Raw genomic sequence first — 18,220 nt, forward strand, 5'->3', positions numbered from 1 at the left:
TTTTTGGTTGGTTGGTTTACCGTTTCTAACTATGGTTATTCTTCTTCAGAAGAAGAGGTTTCTTCAACATTATCTTCCTTATTAAGCTTGTTTTCCATAATATTGAGCTTCTTTAACTTTTCTTTCCAAGTCTCTAAACCTTCTTTTTGTTTGTTAAGGTTTTTAATAACATCTTTTACTAATGGGCTATCTTCTGATGCATTGGAGAAAAATTGCATGTTGTTTTCCAATTGGCGAATTTCAGTCTTAGACTCATCTATTTTTCTACGTATAAAAGTTCGCTCATTGGAAATGGCCCTTTCATTATCTGCCTTTGCCAAGGATTGTATTTTATTACCATATTTTAAAAGCTCAGATTCTTGTCTACTAACATCCATTTTCTTAAAAATAGCATCTAGAATTTTATTAAACTTTCCGTCAATACTTTTTTTGTTGAAAGGTACCCTACCATAGGTTTTCCATTCTGCAATAAATTTCTTTATCGTGGCTAAGTCTTTTTCTCTGTCATTTGTTAATTGGAAAGCTTTTAACCGTTCCATACAAGCACTCTTTTTCTCAAAATTTTCTTGCTCAACTTTATATGCGCTGTTTTTTTGTGAATGTAACCTATCAAAATAATGGTTACAGGCCGTTTTAAATTCGTTCCATATCTTGTCAGAGAACTTTCTTGGAACATGCCCAATTTTTTTCCATTCACTTTGTATGCGTTTCATTTCAGGAGTTGCTGTGTCCCAATCCTCACTATCTTTTAAAGAAACTGCTCTTGCCAGTAAAACTCTTTTTTTATCGAGATTCTCTTGCTGGTCTTTTTTAAGGTTTTTATAATAATTGTTCTTATTTCTGTTAAATGTCCTAACAGCATCTTTAAAAGAGGCCCATGTTTTTTCATTAACATTTTGCGGTACTTTTCCTGCCTTAAAAAAGTCGTCTCTTAGAGCTTCAACGTTTTTTATTTGCTGCTGTAATGTTTTATGATTGTTAGACACGTTAGTAGCTATTTCTATAATGGCCGCAATAATTTCGTGCTTTTTTTCTAAATTCTTCTCGTAGGATTTGTCCAATTCCTTATAATGGTCTTGCCTACGTTGGTGCATGGTTTTTGTGGCGTTGCTAAAACGCTCCCATATTTCTTCCCTATGCTCTTTGCCAACAGGACCAATATCCTCTTTCCATACTTTGTGCAAGGTTTGTAGTTCCTGAAAAGCCTTTCCTAAATCCTGTTCTTGCGCCAAAGCTTCAGCTCTTTCAACAATTTTTAATTTTTCTTCTAGATTATGCTTAAAATCTAAATCTCTTAATTCTCTATTTAAATGAAGAAAGTCGTAAAATATTTCTATGTGATGTTGGTAGGTGCGCCATACATCATTGTAGTGCGTTCTGGGGATTGGCCCTGCGTGACGCCAACTTTCTTGTATGTTTTTAAAATTTTTATAGGTAGTATTAATATCTTCCTCCATATTAACCAAGCCCTTTAATTCTTCAATTAACTCAAGTCTTTTAGAAAGATTTACCTTTAAGTTTTGCTCTAGGGATTTGTAATATTGATTTCTTTTTTCACGATAGTCTTGGTAAACTTCATTGAACTGTCTTTTGGTAACAGAATTATATCTAAAGTCTATTTCATTGCCTCCATTTGCAATAAATTCTTCCTTTTTATGCTCTAAAAAATCTTGAAATTTAAGGTCAAATTCGTACTTGATACCATCAACATGTTTTTTTATGGCTTGTACTTTTTCGTTTCTTACCAAACGTTGCAGCTCACCTACTAAATTTTCCATGGACATAGCATGGTAGTCCAAAATTTGGATGTGATGCCTTTGGTGGTTGTCCTCATCCTCGGCGTCTTCCGCATTGGTTTCGTCAATTTCTTCCAAAACATCTTCCGAAGCTTCCGTAGAAACCTCTGCTTCTTCTTTTGAAGATTCTTCGGCTTCACTAGTGGGTTCAACCTTTGGTATGTCACTTTTAACCTCTTTAGTAACCTCAGAAGTTTCTTCCAAAACATCCTCAGTAGCGACCTCCTCTTCTTCTTTTGAAGATTCTTCTACTTCGTTAATGGATTCAACTGTTGGTGTGACACTTTCAATTTCATGAGTAACCTCAGAAGTTTCTTTCTTTTCAATATTAACATCAGTACTTTTCTCCGAATTCGTATTCGTTTCGGTAGCTTCTGATTTTTCTCCTCCCCCTACATCTGTGTGTAGTTTCTCGTCTTTCTTTTCCAATTCTTTGCAAATTTTATGTATAGCGAGGTTAAGATACTAACTACCATGGGAATTGCAAAAGTAATACCAGTAAATTTTGATTATGAGTTCCAGATTTCCCAAGATTTTTCGGCTTGTAACTCTAACATTTTTAAGCCATTACAAATTGTTGCCCCTCTAGATTCTCCTTCTTTTAGGAATGCGGTCTTTTCTGGGTTGTAGATAAGGTCAAAAAGCAAGTGTTTTTCTTGCAAAAATTGATACGGGATGCTAGGTTTCTTCTCTATATTTGGATGTGTTCCCAAAGGTGTACAGTTTACAAGGATAGTATGCTTCTCTATAATTTCGTTGGAAAGGTTCGAATATGAAAGCTGATGTTCGCTGGGTTTTCTGGAAACAAACTTATACGCAATACCCATTTCATCAAAAACAAATGCTACTGCCTTGGAAGCTCCACCAGTGCCCAATATCAATGCTTTTTTATGGTGTTTTTTTAAAAATGGTTTTATGGATTTTTTAAACCCGTAAATATCTGTATTGTACCCTTTTAATCCATTTTTAGTGAATTTTATGGTGTTTACGGCACCTATTTTTTCTGCTTTTGAGTTTAGTTTAGAGAGAAATGGAATAATATCTTGTTTGTAGGGAATGGTTACATTAAAACCTTTAATATCCTTATTGGTTTTTAGGAGCTTTTTAAGCTCTTCAATGTTTTGAAAATCAAAATTTTCATAGGAATGGTCTTTTAGCCCCAAACCTTTAAATTTCTCTGTAAAATACCCCCTAGAAAAAGAGTAGGAGATATTTCTTCCTATTAATCCAAATCTATATTTCTTATTTTCTTTGCTTTCCATACCAATCCAATGCCAATAATACACCTATCCCTAACACAATACATAATAATGCCCACCATGTTTCTGAAAGTACAAAATCTGGAAAATAGCGCTCGTAGTTTGTTATGATTTGATGCCCGTCTGAGTCCAATTCTATCACCCCATTCAAATCCATTTTAACCATTTTCCTTTTCCAAGGCCATACCACACCTAATGATCCCGTAATAAAACCTATTAACACGGCAGTTGTAATGTGTTTGTAATGTTTTAATACATAACTTAATAAGTGGGAAATGCTGACTAAGCCAGTTACCGAGCCCAAAGTGAAAACTGATAATATTTTTAAAGTATGAAGTCGTGCTTGGTTTTTAACAAAACTAAAATCCCCTCTCAAAATTTCTGAAACTGTATCATATAATGCATTGACAGAATCAACTAAAAGCAATACATAATTTCCTAAAAGAATAAGAATAAAAGAGCCAGAAAGTCCTGGGAGTGTCATACCAGAAACACTTATCATTCCACAAAGAAAAATAAACAATAGATTGTCATTCTCCTTTGCCGGACTTAGAAAGCTGATGGAAATTCCAATAATTAATCCAATAATACCAGAAATAATTGTTTTCTTGTTCCAATGTTCAAAACTCTTGGCTATGTAATAAATTGAGCCTAAAATCATTCCAAAAAAGGCTGCCCATACAAAAAGTTCTTTTTTTTCAAGAAAAAAGTCTAGCAATCTAGAAACGCTAAAGTAGCTTATTAGCATTCCAAATATTAGCAGGAATAGAAATTGACCATTTATATAGCGGTAAAAACTTTTGAATCTACCATTAAAAAGTAGCTTGGCAGCTTTTAGGTTTACCTTTTGCAAAGAGTATATAAACTCTTCGTAAAATCCTCCCACAAAGGCAACAATGCCCCCAGATACTCCAGGAACTTTATTGGCCGCACCCATACAAAGTCCCTTAATTACAAGGAAAAACTTGTCCAAAAATGTTCTGGATTGCTCCATAGTTGTTTATCCGTTATTTTTTTGAGGCTACTTTTTCTAGGATAAAAATAAACGAAAAACCAATGATAGCTAAGATTATGGCAAAGATTAATTGATTGTCCCCATCATAGTTCCATGGACTAATATTTTGCTCTTTAATCGGGATAATTTTATCACCAAAGACTTTGGTTTCCAACACTTTTTTCCAAGGCCAAATTTTACTTAATGACCCCACAATAAACCCAGTAAGTACAGCTAGTGTAAGATTTTTATAATGGTTGAACATCCATTTAAGGACTCTGGCAAAACTAAGTAGCCCAAAAATGGCTCCTAAAGCAACAGTGGCAATAATTTTTATATCCCTTTCATGTACGGCATCTAAAATAGTCTTGTAAGAACCTAAAAGGACAAGAATAAATGCCCCTGATATTCCTGGAAGAATCATGGCACAGACTGCTAAAGCCCCAGAGAGGAACAAATAAGGTAAGCTGGCTATATTTTCTGATGCAGGGAGCTGCGTAATAAAATATGCTACCACGGCACCTAACAAAAGCATTAGGATGGTTCCAATATTCCATTTTTCTATAGCCTTACCAACAATAATTATACTTGCTAACACCAAACCAAAAAAGAAAGACCATAATAAGATAGGTTTGTTCACTAATAACCAACTAATAAATTTTGCCAAAGAAATTACACTGATGCCAATACCTAAAAAAAGGGACAGTAAGAAATTGCCATTTAGCTGTTTCCAAAAAGCCTTAAACCCCTCTAGCCGTAATGTCTTTAATAGAGAAAAATCTATATTGTTTATGGAAGTAATTAACTCTTCGTAAATACCAGATATAAATGCAATGGTACCACCTGATACACCTGGGACAACATCTGCCGCTCCCATCGCCATTCCTTTAAGTGTAATGAAAAAATATTGTAAAAAGTTTTTGTTTTCCATAGAGAAGATAAAAAACAAAAATAACTCTTTTTATCTGGAAGCTTTTTTATTATCACTTAGAATATTACTTACCAATTTAGAGTCGTTAAATTGGGGAAATTCATCTTGGAACATTGAGAATTTATCGGCATCTAATTGTAGTGCATTGGTCAAACAGACAGCGGCATCATCTGTCTTATTATTCATTAAATGAACTGCTGTCATTTTATAATATATATCTGCATTTTCCGGATAAAACTCCATTCCTTGTTCTAAAATCTGTATTACAGAGGTAAAATCCTTACTTCCCAACAACACAACCATGGCCCAATTTAACCAAGTATCTAGCTCATAATTGCCCAACTCTACGGTTTGTTTATAGGCAAAATCTGCCTCATCAAAATTATTTAATGCGGTATATATTTTGGCACTTTTTTTCCAGTATAGCGGATTTTCCTCATCAACATTTATTGCCTTGTTAATATAATACAAGGCTTTTTCATACTCTCCTTTTGTATAATGGTATTCTGTAATGGCCAACCAGCCTTTATCCAAAAGAGGGTCTTCATGTACTGTTCTATAGTAATAATGTTTTGCCAAATCATGATTCCCTAACTTTTCATGACATCTCCCAATACGTAAATATGCATGAGATGTTGGGTCCTCTATTTCAATGGTAGTTTCATAATTTTCTATGGCCTCATTATACTTGCCCATTTTTTCTAAAACCTTCCCTTTTTCATAATAGGCACCAATAAACGAATCGTCCGAGATTATGGCGAAATCAAAAGCTGTAATGGCCTCTATTAGCATTTCTTTAGTAACATACATTTTACCCAATTGGTGCCAGGCTACTTCACAATAAGGGTTTCTTTCCAAGAATTCATTAAGATAAAGGATGCCCCCTTCAAAATCTTCCAAAAATTCGAAGCAGTATATTACATTGTACAAGGAGGCATAGTCTTGTTGATCCATGGTGACACATCTCATAAAATTCTCCTTGGCCATTTGGTAATCATCCATAAAAAGATATTCCATACCCAAGAGTGAAAAAATCTCAAAATTATCTTCTGCTAGCGTCAATGCCTTTTTAAGTAATTCTACAGCTGCCTCATGATTGTCTTTTTTAGAATAAATATTGGCACGCTGAATATAAATTTCTTCATTGTTTCCATCCAAAAGTTGCAGGCTGTCTAAATGTTGTTCAGCAAGTTCTAAATTGTTTTCAAACACAAGCACTTCAACATCTAAAAGCTTTAATTCTATACTGTGAGGATGTTGTTGTAATCCAATTTTTATGGCTTTTTTTGCCAAAGAGATTTTTCCATTGTTTAGATAATGATGGATAATATCTTCAAAATCCTCTGCATCGAAGAAATAGACATCATCTGTCTTAAGCATGGACTCAAATTTAATTACAGGTTTGCTGGGTCTTTCGTTAGAATCTAACGCCATAAATTTACGGGCTTGGTTTAACTATGGAATTAAAAATACTCTTTTGAGGATATTTTAAGTTCCTAATACAGTCTATATTATTAACAATTTAGTTAACAAATTATTATTCCAGTTCATTTAATACGTTTAGAATGATGCTGCACCCCTTTTTTATTTCATCATTGGAAATGGTCAATGGAGGAGATATTCGCACTGCTTTGGGTTCAAATAGAAGCCAAAATAGAATAAGGTTTTTTTCTTTGCATTTTAGGATTAATTGACTGGCTATTTCTTTATTTTCCAGAATGAGTGCCAACATTAATCCTTTTCCTCTGATTTCTTTTATATACTTATGTGTCAATAGTTTTTTAAATAATTTTTCTTTTTCTAGGCTTGCAAAAATCAGGTTATTGCTTGTAATTTCTTCTAGTGTTGCCAAACAGGCTGCAGCAATCACTGGGTTCCCACCAAAGGTGGTAATATGACCTAGTTTTGGACAGTATTGTAGGGATTCCATCAATTTATTTGAAGCTACAAATGCCCCTACTGGAAGCCCGGATGCCATGCCTTTTCCTATGACCAAAATATCTGGAACACAATTATAATGTTCAAAAGCAAAAAGTTTACCAGTACGACCAAAACCGGGTTGTACCTCATCTAAAATTAATAACGCACCAACTTCATTACACTTTTGTCTTACTTTTTTTAAGTAATTATCCTCTGGAAGAATAAAGCCTGCTCCACCTTGTATTGTTTCTAAAATTACTGCCGCTGTTTTGGATGAGATTTTTTCCAAATCTGCCTCAGAATTAAAAGAAATAAATGAAACATCTGGGATTAGAGGCCTAAAAGCACTTTTACGTTCTTCATACCCCATAACACTTAAGCTGCCCATAGTATTTCCATGATACGCTTTCTTGGCGGCTATAATTTCTGACCTACCTGTAAATCGTCTTGCAAGTTTTAAAGCACCTTCAATAGCCTCCGTTCCCGAATTCACCATATAGGTGGTACTCAAAGAATCTGGTAGGAGGGAAGCAAGTAATTTGGAATATTTTACTGCTGGTTTCTGGATATATTCTCCATACACCATCACATGCATGTATTTTTCCGCCTGTTCTTGAATTGCATTTATTACTTTGGAATGACAATGACCTAAACTACAGGCAGAGACTCCGGCTACAAAATCCAAGTGTGCATTCCCATCTGTATCATAAATATAGCTTCCTTTTGCATGAGAGACTTCCATTGCTAAAGGATGAGGAGTAGTCTGTGCTTGATATTTAAAAAAGTCATCCTTCATGGTTACTTGACTTTTTTGGGCTGTGGCATTTTTTTAGGTTTTGTGGCCTGTTTATTTGCTTTTTGAGTGATATTTAAAGGGTCCCCTTCATTTTTACTTCGCTCATCTTCTTCCGCATCAATATCAATGGGGTTGTTTATACCACGGATTATTGGAAGTACAATATTATTATCATCTTCATCAAAAATGTCATCCTTTGTCATAATACGCTCATCACCACGCCATATAAAATCCTTCAATAGGCGTTCAGTTTCGGGTAAATCCTTGTCTGGGAATATATTGCCATCTGGGTCTATAAAGAATGTAATGTCTTCAATATCATTCTCAGCCATAAAAAGACGAATCTTACTACACTTTGTCTTATTAATACCTACAAGTTCATCATCATCATTATACATATAGTAAATAACTTCGGTATTTTGAACCAAGTCAATGATTTTTAGTTCATTATCTATAAATTTTCCAAATAAATCTATCCCTTTTGCCTGGTTATAACCAATTTTTCCAATGGTGTCTTGAGAAATAATAAATGAATTATTAATAACTTTTAAGGAGTCCATTTGCTCTGTTTGCAAATTGGAAATCAAGTGAATACTGTCTCCAGTCATTTGGTTGTCTAAATTCCAAAGTATGGGGTTTGTAATCAATTGGGTGAGTCCTGTTTTTTCATTAGAGTGAATAGAATCGCATTTACCACTCAAATCTTTTTTGTAGAATTTAGCATTCCTAAATGCTCTTAGAATACGTTCATCTGGCTTTCCAGTAATCATTAAGGTGTCACCATGTACGTAAAGAGAATCTAATGGCTCTTGTGCTGCACTTATGGCGACAGCTCTTCTAGTAGCAAAAACGGAATCTTTGGCTTTAAAAACTTCTGCATAATGTGCGCGTATTATACTATTGTTTACCGTATCTGTAACTGTAATATTGTTTGTGGCTGAAGCAAATTCTCTTGTCTTATCAAAAAAGAGGCTGTCTCCCTCGATGATTCTGTTGTTATAATTTATTTTGGTGTTTTTTATGCCGTAACCACTTTCTATTTTGGTGTCATAAAATCCCCGTTCACAATAAATTTTATAAGTTTCACCCGTAATAGTGGATGGGCCATACATATAGGCATTTTTAGAAGTAGTATAATAATCCAACCGCTCAGAATCCATAATGTACTCTGGGTTTTTTATATGTACACTATCTAAAAATTGATACTTTTTTGGAGTCATATAATACCTTCCAATTTCACTAGTAAGTGTGTTGGCAGAATCTACCACAGTTCCAAAATCTTGATAATAAGACTCCTGTTTTTCCCTATCAAAATAGAGCGTGTCCGTTTTTAGGACCATGTCTGTATTAGTAAGCACCACGGTGTCCCACGCCTTTGCCAATTTAATGTTTCCATCATAATTAATATGACCTGCTGTCATTTCAATGGAATCACCTTGTTGCAGGAGAATGTTCCCAATAGCCCTTAATTTGTTTTCTTTTTGGTAAAAAATGGCAATGTCACACCATAAATCAGCTCCTTGGTGTTCAAAACGTACTTGTTGATGTTCGTCCTTACTAAAAATGGAAGCCCCAGGAAACTTGGCCTCATCCTTTGTAAAATTTGCACCATAAACTATGTTGATTTGTTTATCTTCTGCAGGCTGTTCCTGAGCAAAGCAAGCTAAAAGGGAAAAACAAAAAATGAAAAGTGGAATTTTCTTCAAACAAGTAAGTTTTGTTCAAAAATAGAATATTTTGGTTGAGAAAGACACTAGATTAGGATACTTTTAAGGATTGTTGTTTTATAGACCATTTGTAAATTTCAATAAAACTTTGTCACTTCTCAATGCAATTTTTTGACAAAAATTACTCAAATTGACACTAAACCTCATATTTAAGTTTAAAAATGAAATACAAGTATTTTAAATCATTTTTAAAATTCCCCTAACATAACCTACAGATTCAGACAGTCCATAAATGGCGTGGTCACCATCTTTTTCATACTCTAATCCTAATACCCCCTCATACTTAATTTCTTTAAGGGCACTCATAATACTTGGAATATTCATTTTTCCACGTCCAATTTCTACATTTTTACCATCCGCTACTTGCTCATGTATATCTTTTATGTGGACATCAAAAAGGCGGTCTTTGTATTTTTTAAGTTCGGTCGCTGGGTCTAAATTTAGTCTAAAAGTATGCCCAGTATCAATACATAGACCTATTCTATCATCTAAATTCTTGATTTTATTATAGACACTTTCCGGGGATGGAAAAATATCATCCTCGGGGCCGTGATTGTGAATTGCCAGTTTAATATCTGTTTCTTTCACCTTCTTTTCAATAAGTGGCAATAGTTCGTGATTTGGGGCGCCAATAATCATTTTTAAACCTGCAGTTTTTGCATAGTTAAAATAGGTATCAACATCCTCTGGAGTTTTAAAGTAAATAACACCTCCACCATATAGATTTAAACCTCTGGCTTTTACTTTATCACGAATATATTTAAGCTCATCATCTGTAGATTCGTAGGGTAAATGAAAGCTCTTAAAGGCTACATCTTTTATATCCAATCTTTGAGCAATTTCTATGACTTCGTCCAAATTATATTTTCGTAAGGTATAAGAAGCCAATCCAACTGTTAATTTATGGTCGTTAACGGTTTGTGTATTGGATTTTTTTAAATGGGCAAAAGATGAGGTTCCTGCAGCTACTGCTCCAAGTCCTAATGTTTTAATAAAGTTTTTTCTAGATAAATCCATGGTATTTTGGTTGTTGTTATTGGAATTCCTTTAAAGATACTACTTTTTGAAAATAAGTAATGCCGTCTATTTTATATTTAAAATAAGTATTCAAGAGTAGTTAGTTTCTATCTTTTAGCCTGTAAACAAATTTGTGTCCGCTCCAATTTTCATCAATAGCGGCTACTTTGGTATCCACCAATCCATTGTCTAGCCCATACTTCATAATGATAAACTTGTCCAATTCTGTTTCTATATTAGAAGTTTTTTTTGGCCAGCTAATCCAAAGAATCCCATTATTTTTTAAAACGTTTTTTCCCAAGAAAAAGAAATGTGTAAGTTCTTCCTTTGTAGTTGCAAAAATATGAATGAACTCTACCTTTTTATTTTTGAAGGTTTCATTTATGATGACATTACTTGGAAATGAGTTGAAAAAATCCGTGTACTTCTTTGGAGTGTTTAAAACCAGAATTTCTGAGTTTTCTTTTATCCCGAGCTTTTTATCCAGAGGTGTTACGGACATTGTATAACTTATTAACCTTTACTTACTTAAAGGGGATAGCCTTTAATACATGTGAAATGGCTTCTAATCTGGCACTTATCTTTTGGTTGGCATTTATGATAATCCAAGGGGCCACTTCTGTATTTGTGGTATCAAACATGGCTTCTTTATATTTGGTATAATCATCCCATAGTTCTTGGGCCCTTTGATCAACAGGAGTTATTTTCCATTGCTTTAACGGATTCTTTTTAATTTCTGCAAATCTATTTGCCTGTTCTTCTTTGGTAATGGAAAAATAAAACTTGATTAAATAAGTATCCGATTGAATCAACATTTTTTCAAAATCGTTTACTTGTGACATAAAAATTTCATATTCATGTTGTGTACAGAAACCATTTACCGGTTCTACTACCGCTCTGTTGTACCAACTTCTGTCAAAAAATACTATTTCCCCCGGTTTTGGCAAATGATTTATATAGCGTTGAAAAAACCATTGACTTCTCTCATCATCTGTGGGGACATCTAGAGCAACTATTTTAATATGTCTAGGATTTATATATTCGGTAATTCTTCTAATTGCCCCACCTTTTCCTGCTGCATCCCTACCTTCAAAAAGAATAACAACTTTTTTATTGTTCTCAATGACCCAGCTTTGTAGTTTAATGAGCTCAGTTTGAAGTTCTTTTAACTGTGTTTCGTATTTGGTTTCTGCTAAAGCCTTATTAATGTTTATTCTTTTGTTTCTAAAAAGAGCCTTTTGTCCAATTTTGGAATTAAGATGTTCCACATCTTCCTCTGTTAACTTTTTTTGAATCATAACTATTCTTTTTAAATATCTATCTGTACGGCACTTCTGTGGTATTTTGTAACAACATTTGGGTCTGGTAAAAGTTGGATTTTTGAATCCCCTTTTCCATCATATTCAAATTGTGATAGAATATAACGGATACTCTCTAACCTTGCTTCTTTCTTATCGTTTGCCTTTACAATTACCCACGGGCTGAAGTTGGTGTGCGTTTTACTGAACATTTGTTCTTTGTAGTGTGTGTAACTGTCCCAAAGCTCTTGCCCCTTTTCATCTACTGGGCTAAATTTCCATCTTTTTAAAGGGTTCTGTAAACGAGCTTTGAATCTCTTTTTTTGCTCCTCTTTTGATATGGAAAACCAAAACTTAAAAACTTTTACATTGTCCTCATAAAGTAAATGCTCGTACTCAGGAACCTGGACCATAAATTGCTTGTATTCCTTTTTACTGCAAAATCCCATAACTGGTTCTACCACCGCTCTATTGTACCAACTTCTATCAAAGAAAACAATTTCTCCAGGATTGGGAAGTTCCTTTATATAGCGTCTAAAATACCATTGGCCACGTTCTACCTCAGTCGGTTTTGTTAATGCCACAACTCTTGAGGAACGAGGATTTAGATGTTCTTTATATCTTTTGATTGCACCACCTTTGCCAGCTGCATCTCTGCCTTCAAAAATAACGACCACACGCATTTTTTCACGGGCAATCCATTGTTGAAGGTTCACCAATTCTGATTGCAGTTTTATCAACTCAATCTCGTATTTGGCATTCCTTAAATATTTATCAATATTTATATTATTGTCAGTGGCAATTTGTATTAAGTCTTTTCTTGTTTTTGCACTCAATAAGTGTTCAGCGGTATACTTCATATTTTTTGCTTATTGGGAATTGACCTCTAATATAAAATAAGATGTTAAGAATTATCACATTAATAACCCTTAAAAATAAAAAAGACTGCTATAAAGCAGTCTCATTGTTTATCTATGTATTGTTTGAGTTCTATCTGGTCCCACTGAAACAATCTTTATGGGCACTTCCAGTTCTTTCTCCAAGAAATCTATATATGCATTCAAAGCAGGCGGTAATTCTTCTGCTTTGGTTAATTGGGTCAAATCTTTTTTCCACCCTTCCATTTCTGTATATATAGGTGCTACATTTTCTGGTTCTATATTATATGGTAAATGCTCAATGGTATTTCCTTTATAATTATAGGCAGTACAAATCTTTAATTTTTTAAAGCCGCTTAACACATCACCTTTCATCATCATTAATTCTGTTACCCCATTAATCTGTACGGCATATTTTAGGGCTACTAAATCTAACCATCCACAACGTCTAGGTCTACCAGTAGTTGCGCCAAATTCATTGCCAACACGCCCCATGGTTTCACCATCTTCATCAAAAAGCTCTGTTGGGAAAGGACCACTACCTACTCTGGTAGTGTAAGCTTTAAATATACCTTTTACCTCCCCAATTTTATTGGGTGCCACACCAAGTCCAGTGCATGCACCAGCAGCTGTTGTGTTAGATGAAGTTACAAATGGATAAGTTCCAAAATCAATATCCAATAAAGAGCCTTGGGCGCCTTCTGCTAGTATTTTTTTACCTTCTTTTTGAGCTTTAAAAAGATATTCTTCACTATCAATAAAAGTAAGGTTTTTAAGTTCTTTTACGGCAGCAAAAAACTCACTTTCCAAATCTTCTAAATCATACTGAATATCAACATCATAAAACCCAATCATGGCTTCATGCTTATTGGCTAGATTTCGATACTTTTCTTTCCAATCATCTAATTCCAAGTCGCCTATTCTCATTCCGTTTCTACCGGTTTTGTCCATATAGGTTGGTCCAATACCTTTAAGTGTTGACCCAATTTTGGCTTTTCCTTTAGAAGCTTCGGAAGCTGCATCTAACAACCTGTGTGTTGGTAAGATTAAATGCGCTTTTCTAGAAATAAGCAATTTGGATTTTATATCAATATTGAACTTCTTAAGATTGTCCAATTCTTTTTTGAAAATCACAGGATCTATGACCACACCATTTCCAACAATATTCATAGCATTTTCATGAAAAATACCAGATGGAATTGTATGTAAAACATGTTTTATACCATCAAACTCCAAGGTATGCCCTGCATTGGGACCTCCTTGAAATCTTGCAATTATATCATAGTCTTTGGTTAGTACATCAACGATTTTTCCTTTTCCCTCGTCTCCCCATTGTAATCCTAGTAGTAAGTCTACCGCCATTCGTAATTATTGGTTAGTTGTTTGTATTCTCTTCTTTGTTTCTTATACCGTAAAAGTAAAGTGAATGGTTACTGATTTTTATATCAAAAACCTCTTCTATTGTTTTTTTTATTGATTGAATCCTTGGATCGCAAAACTCCATAACTTCACCAGTATCAGTTAGGATTACATGATCATGCTGTCTGTCAAAATAGGATTTTTCATATTGCGCCTGATTCTTTCCAAATTGATGTTTTCTTACCAACTTGCATTCCATTAAAAGCTCAATGGTATTATATAGAGTGGCACGGCTTACCCTATAATTTTTATTCTTCATATTAATATAGAGAGATTCTATATCAAAATGTTCATCACTGTTGTATATTTCTTGAAGTATGGCGTAGCGTTCAGGTGTTTTTCTGTGACCGTTATCTTCCAGAAAAGCTGTGAACACATTTTTTACAATTTCTTGATCTTTATTGGCTGCCATTTTCACAATTACTAATTCTGCAAATGTAATAGTTTAAATTTAAACTCGAGTGACTTTGTCAATACCACTGACACGTTTTAAGTTGTCGGTCAATTTTTTAAGAATTGTATTGTTTTTTACAACAACGGTAATTTTTCCTTTGAAAGTTCCACCATTTGTACTAAAGTTAAGATTACGCATGTTAACATGCATATTGTCCGATATTATCTGGGTTATTTCATTCACCAATCCAAGGTTATCTATCCCAGTAAGGGTAATATCTGCGGTAAATTCTTCTTGAGAAGAGTCTATCCACTTTGCACTTATTATTCGGTATGCATAGTTAGATTGAAGAGCAATAGCATTTGGACAATTCTTTTTATGCACTTTTATGCCCTCATTTACACTAATAAAACCAAAAACATCATCTCCAGGAATTGGACTGCAGCACTGGGAAAGCTTGTATTCTAGTTTTTCTTCTTCTTTGCCAAAAACAAGAATATCGTATTTAGAGGTTATTACTTCTTTATTAATATCATCTGGTACGGGTGACCTTTTTATTTTGTTCTTAAAGAAGCTTATAAAGGCATTGCTGTAGGATGAGGTAAAATCCTTAATCTGTTGATTGTCTATGGAACCATTTCCAACACGAAAAAATAAATCCAAACTTGTCTTAAGTTTAAAATAGATGACCATTTTATTGATAACATCTTCACTTATGGTAATTTTTTGTGATTTTAGCTTCCGTCTTAAAATCTCCTTACCTTCAACAGCAACGTCTTTTTTCTCTTCACGTAGAGATGATTTTATTTTTGCACGAGCCCTTGCAGTAGTGGCATAGTCCAACCAGCTTTGGTTTGGTTTGGAACTTTCTGAAGTAATTATTTCTACTTGGTCTCCACTATTTAGAGGTGTATTGAGTGGCATTAACTTACCATTTACTTTTGCACCACGCGTATGCATCCCTATCTCTGTGTGTATGTTAAAAGCAAAATCCAGTGGCGTGGCACCTTTTGGTAAGGATTTTAATTCTCCATTAGGGGTAAATACAAAAATTTCTTTGGAGTAAAGATTTAACTTAAACTCTTCTACAAAATCTACGGCATTGGAATTGGAATTCTCCAAGGCTTCTTGTAAACGGTTCAACCAAACTTCTATACCCTTTTCTTTCTGCTCACCATGTTTGTATTTAAAGTGCGCAGCATATCCTTTTTCAGCAATTTCGTGCATACGCTCACTACGTACCTGTACTTCTACCCATCTTTTTTTTGGGCCCATAACGGTGATATGCAAGGCTTCATACCCAGTTGATTTTGGCGATGATATCCAGTCTCTTAGACGCACAGGGTTAGGTGTAAAATGATCCGTTACTACAGAATATATTTTCCATGCCAAAAACTTCTCATTTCTTTGGTCCGATTTATAGATTACCCTAATGGCAAACTTGTCATAGATTTCTTCAAAAGGTACATTTTGGGCTTTCATTTTCTTCCTAATGGAAAAAATTGATTTCATTCGACCTTTTATAGAATAATTGAGACCTTCCTTATCCAAAGAATCTCTAATAATATTGGAAAAGTTTTCTATATACTTTTCATTTTCCTCTTTGGTATCTTCTATTTTTTCATAGATATCATTGTAAACATCTGGTTCTGTATACTTTAAACTTAAATCCTCTAACTCGGTCTTTATATTGTATAGACCAATTCTATGGGCCAATGGTGCATAAATGTACAAGGTTTCAGATGCCATTTTAACTTGTTTGTGCTCTGGCATGGCATCCAATGTGAGCATATTATGGTATCTGTCCGCTATCTTAATAATAATTACCCTTACATCATCATTAAGGGTAAGTAGCATTTTCCTAAAATTCTCTGCCTGTTGGGATATATTCATATCCTTTTTTAGATGCGCAATTTTGGTAAGTCCGTCTACAATACGAGCAACGGTTTCTCCAAACATACGCTCCATATCATCTAAAGTATAAGCGGTATCTTCTACAACATCGTGCAATAGTGCAGAGGCAATGGAAACAGCATCTAACCCAATTTCTGAGGCCACAATTTTGGCAACTGCTATAGGATGAAAAATATAAGCTTCGCCTGATTTTCTTCTCTGGTCTTTATGAGCATCAACAGCAACATCAAAAGCATTGCGTATTAGCTTTTTATCGTCATTGGAAAGTGACTGATAACTAAGGCGTAGCAATTCCTTGTATTGCTTGGCAATCTCTTTATTTTCTTTTTCTATATCCGCCTCTGTCATCATAATATTAAAATTACCACAATCTTAATTAGTGGGCAACAAAAACTATGCCTTTAGGTTTTTGATTCTAGCAATTAGGGGAGGATGGGAATAATGCATAAAAACATATGCAGGATGGGGAGTAAGATTACTTAAACTATTCTTGGAAAGTTTTTTTAGGGAAGTAATCAATGGTTGTGCGGCAAAGGTGTTTTTTGCATAATCATCTGCCTGATACTCAAATTTTCTAGAAATATAATTCATTAATAATCCTGTAACTTCCGATATGGGTGAATACAAAATTCCAAAGCCAACCAATGCGGCATAGAAACTGGGTTGCGAAACACCAATCGCCATGGAAACTTCCGGATTGTTAACAAATAAGGACAATACAAAAAGTGTTATTCCCATAGTAACAATGGAAGCTGTAAGATTAAAAATAATATGCCTGCGTTTATAATGACCCACCTCATGAGCCAATACGGCAACTATTTCTTCTTCCTCCAAATCGTTTATTAAAGTATCGTACAAAGTAACTCTCTTTTCTCTTCCAAATCCTGAAAAATAGGCATTGGCTTTGGTAGATCTTTTAGAGCCATCTATCACAAAAATATTCTTGAGTTCAAAACCTACTTTTTGCGCATAAGCTTCAATGCTGCTTTTTAAACTTCCTTCATCCAATGGAGTCTGTTTGTTAAAAAGCGGTACAATAAGCTTGCTATAAAACAAATTCATAAAAATTGAAAAGAAAGCTATAATTCCCCATGCATACAGCCAAAAATTTGTGCCTGTTGTTTGAAAAAACCAAATAATGAGTGCAAGAACTCCACCACCTAAAACAGCCGTCATTAGCCACCCTTTTATTTTATCTAAAAAAAACAGTTTTTTGGTAGTTTTGTTGAACCCAAATTTTTCCTCGATCACAAAGGTTTGATAGTAGGAAAAAGGTGTAGTAATAATATCACTTCCAATCATAATAATGCCAAAAAAGAGAAGTGCCATAAGGATAGGTTGTGAAGTGTTTTCCCTTACTATGGTATCTACCCATTCAAATCCCCCAAAAATTAGAAATGAAAGGGTCAATATTAATGAGAAAAGAGAAGTTATAAGTCCATATCTATAATTCGTCTTTTTGTATTCTTGCGATTTTAGATATTCATCCTTGTCATATACGTCTTCTAATTCTTTGGGAATAGGTTCGTCGTATCTTTTATAATTTAAGAAATCCAAAAAAGTTTCTAGTAAAAACTGAATGATTAAAATTGCAATGATGATGTAGAATAGGGAGCTTTTTTCCATAAATAGAATTGAAAAGAATGGTTAAACTTTTCTTTGTCTTTTAGCTTCAAAGATAAGTATTGCAGCGGAGACGGAAACATTCATGGAATCTATTTCCCCTTCCATAGGGATAATAATGTTTTGGGTTGAATTCTGCAGCCAAGTTCCTGTTAATCCAGTAGATTCAGTGCCAACAACTAGGGCAGAGGCCTTAGTGTAATCTACTTCTAAATAATTTTTGGATGCGGTCAATGCAGCGCAATACATAGCAA

Annotated in this window: 16 protein-coding genes; all 16 read right to left on the reverse strand. The window is 34.3% G+C overall.

What is annotated here, in order from left to right; translation table 11 throughout:
• Nucleotides 1-35: 35 nt before the first annotated feature.
• Nucleotides 36-2,225, reverse strand: coding sequence for a DUF349 domain-containing protein (locus AC000W_RS03050; RefSeq protein WP_474745918.1), 2,190 nt, complete (start codon nt 2,223-2,225; stop codon nt 36-38).
• An 80-nt stretch (nt 2,226-2,305) separates the two neighbouring features.
• Entirely contained in the window at nt 2,306-3,058 is a 753-nt protein-coding gene (locus tag AC000W_RS03055; protein ID WP_474745920.1) for a shikimate dehydrogenase family protein, read from the reverse strand.
• The gene (locus AC000W_RS03060; RefSeq protein ID WP_474745922.1) at nt 3,039-4,049 is read right to left on the reverse strand and encodes a DUF368 domain-containing protein; all 1,011 of its coding nucleotides are present in this window, start codon (nt 4,047-4,049) and stop codon (nt 3,039-3,041) included. The genes AC000W_RS03055 and AC000W_RS03060 overlap by 20 nt, the downstream gene beginning before the upstream one ends.
• Nucleotides 4,050-4,062: 13 nt before the next feature.
• Nucleotides 4,063-4,980 carry a polyprenyl-phosphate transporter gene (locus AC000W_RS03065; protein WP_474745924.1) on the reverse strand — a complete coding sequence of 306 codons (918 nt, stop codon included), beginning with the start codon at nt 4,978-4,980 and terminating at the stop codon, nt 4,063-4,065.
• A gap of 30 nt (nt 4,981-5,010) precedes the next feature.
• Entirely contained in the window at nt 5,011-6,414 is a 1,404-nt protein-coding gene (locus AC000W_RS03070; RefSeq protein WP_474745926.1) for a tetratricopeptide repeat protein, read from the reverse strand.
• A gap of 103 nt (nt 6,415-6,517) precedes the next feature.
• Nucleotides 6,518-7,696 carry an aspartate aminotransferase family protein gene (locus AC000W_RS03075; protein WP_474745928.1) on the reverse strand — a complete coding sequence of 393 codons (1,179 nt, stop codon included), beginning with the start codon at nt 7,694-7,696 and terminating at the stop codon, nt 6,518-6,520.
• A 2-nt stretch (nt 7,697-7,698) separates the two neighbouring features.
• The gene (locus tag AC000W_RS03080; RefSeq protein WP_474745930.1) at nt 7,699-9,402 is read right to left on the reverse strand and encodes an OstA-like protein; all 1,704 of its coding nucleotides are present in this window, start codon (nt 9,400-9,402) and stop codon (nt 7,699-7,701) included.
• 198 nt (nt 9,403-9,600) lie between these two features.
• Complete coding sequence (locus tag AC000W_RS03085; protein WP_474745932.1) at nt 9,601-10,440, reverse strand: sugar phosphate isomerase/epimerase family protein; 840 nt, start codon at nt 10,438-10,440, stop codon at nt 9,601-9,603.
• Nucleotides 10,441-10,540: 100 nt separating this feature from the next.
• Nucleotides 10,541-10,942, reverse strand: a complete 402-nt coding sequence (locus AC000W_RS03090) for a DUF3052 domain-containing protein (RefSeq protein ID WP_474745934.1) — start codon at nt 10,940-10,942, stop codon at nt 10,541-10,543.
• Nucleotides 10,943-10,964: 22 nt separating this feature from the next.
• Complete coding sequence (gene ppk2, locus AC000W_RS03095; protein WP_474745936.1) at nt 10,965-11,738, reverse strand: polyphosphate kinase 2; 774 nt, start codon at nt 11,736-11,738, stop codon at nt 10,965-10,967.
• Between the two features lie 11 nt (nt 11,739-11,749).
• On the reverse strand, nt 11,750-12,598 hold the full coding sequence (gene ppk2 / locus AC000W_RS03100) for a polyphosphate kinase 2 (protein WP_474745938.1): 849 nt from the start codon (nt 12,596-12,598) through the stop codon (nt 11,750-11,752).
• 108 nt (nt 12,599-12,706) lie between these two features.
• Nucleotides 12,707-13,978 (reverse strand): adenylosuccinate synthase, encoded by a 1,272-nt coding sequence (locus AC000W_RS03105; protein WP_474745940.1) that lies wholly within the window; start codon nt 13,976-13,978, stop codon nt 12,707-12,709.
• A 13-nt stretch (nt 13,979-13,991) separates the two neighbouring features.
• The gene (locus tag AC000W_RS03110) at nt 13,992-14,447 is read right to left on the reverse strand and encodes a Fur family transcriptional regulator (RefSeq protein WP_474745942.1); all 456 of its coding nucleotides are present in this window, start codon (nt 14,445-14,447) and stop codon (nt 13,992-13,994) included.
• A gap of 39 nt (nt 14,448-14,486) precedes the next feature.
• Nucleotides 14,487-16,691: a RelA/SpoT family protein gene (locus tag AC000W_RS03115; RefSeq protein ID WP_474746235.1), complete on the reverse strand. Its 2,205-nt coding sequence runs from the start codon at nt 16,689-16,691 to the stop codon at nt 14,487-14,489.
• A 45-nt stretch (nt 16,692-16,736) separates the two neighbouring features.
• Nucleotides 16,737-17,969 carry a M48 family metallopeptidase gene (locus tag AC000W_RS03120; protein ID WP_474745943.1) on the reverse strand — a complete coding sequence of 411 codons (1,233 nt, stop codon included), beginning with the start codon at nt 17,967-17,969 and terminating at the stop codon, nt 16,737-16,739.
• Nucleotides 17,970-17,990: 21 nt separating this feature from the next.
• A partial coding sequence (locus tag AC000W_RS03125) for a TrmH family RNA methyltransferase (RefSeq protein ID WP_474745945.1) occupies nt 17,991-18,220 on the reverse strand: 230 nt, incomplete at its 5' end.

The organism is Saonia sp. (assembly GCF_056326165.1).

Excerpts from the sequence above, each read along its gene's own strand:
- AC000W_RS03055 (WP_474745920.1), bottom strand. The coding sequence starts at position 3,058 with ATGGAAAGCAAAGAAAATAAGAAATATAGATTTGGATTAATAGGAAGA.
- AC000W_RS03060 (WP_474745922.1), bottom strand. The coding sequence starts at position 4,049 with ATGGAGCAATCCAGAACATTTTTGGACAAGTTTTTCCTTGTAATTAAG.
- AC000W_RS03065 (WP_474745924.1), bottom strand. The coding sequence starts at position 4,980 with ATGGAAAACAAAAACTTTTTACAATATTTTTTCATTACACTTAAAGGA.
- AC000W_RS03070 (WP_474745926.1), bottom strand. The coding sequence starts at position 6,414 with ATGGCGTTAGATTCTAACGAAAGACCCAGCAAACCTGTAATTAAATTT.
- AC000W_RS03075 (WP_474745928.1), bottom strand. The coding sequence starts at position 7,696 with ATGAAGGATGACTTTTTTAAATATCAAGCACAGACTACTCCTCATCCT.
- AC000W_RS03085 (WP_474745932.1), bottom strand. The coding sequence starts at position 10,440 with ATGGATTTATCTAGAAAAAACTTTATTAAAACATTAGGACTTGGAGCA.
- AC000W_RS03090 (WP_474745934.1), bottom strand. The coding sequence starts at position 10,942 with ATGTCCGTAACACCTCTGGATAAAAAGCTCGGGATAAAAGAAAACTCA.
- ppk2 (WP_474745936.1), bottom strand. The coding sequence starts at position 11,738 with ATGATTCAAAAAAAGTTAACAGAGGAAGATGTGGAACATCTTAATTCC.
- ppk2 (WP_474745938.1), bottom strand. The coding sequence starts at position 12,598 with ATGAAGTATACCGCTGAACACTTATTGAGTGCAAAAACAAGAAAAGAC.
- AC000W_RS03105 (WP_474745940.1), bottom strand. The coding sequence starts at position 13,978 with ATGGCGGTAGACTTACTACTAGGATTACAATGGGGAGACGAGGGAAAA.
- AC000W_RS03110 (WP_474745942.1), bottom strand. The coding sequence starts at position 14,447 with ATGGCAGCCAATAAAGATCAAGAAATTGTAAAAAATGTGTTCACAGCT.
- AC000W_RS03115 (WP_474746235.1), bottom strand. The coding sequence starts at position 16,691 with ATGACAGAGGCGGATATAGAAAAAGAAAATAAAGAGATTGCCAAGCAA.
- AC000W_RS03120 (WP_474745943.1), bottom strand. The coding sequence starts at position 17,969 with ATGGAAAAAAGCTCCCTATTCTACATCATCATTGCAATTTTAATCATT.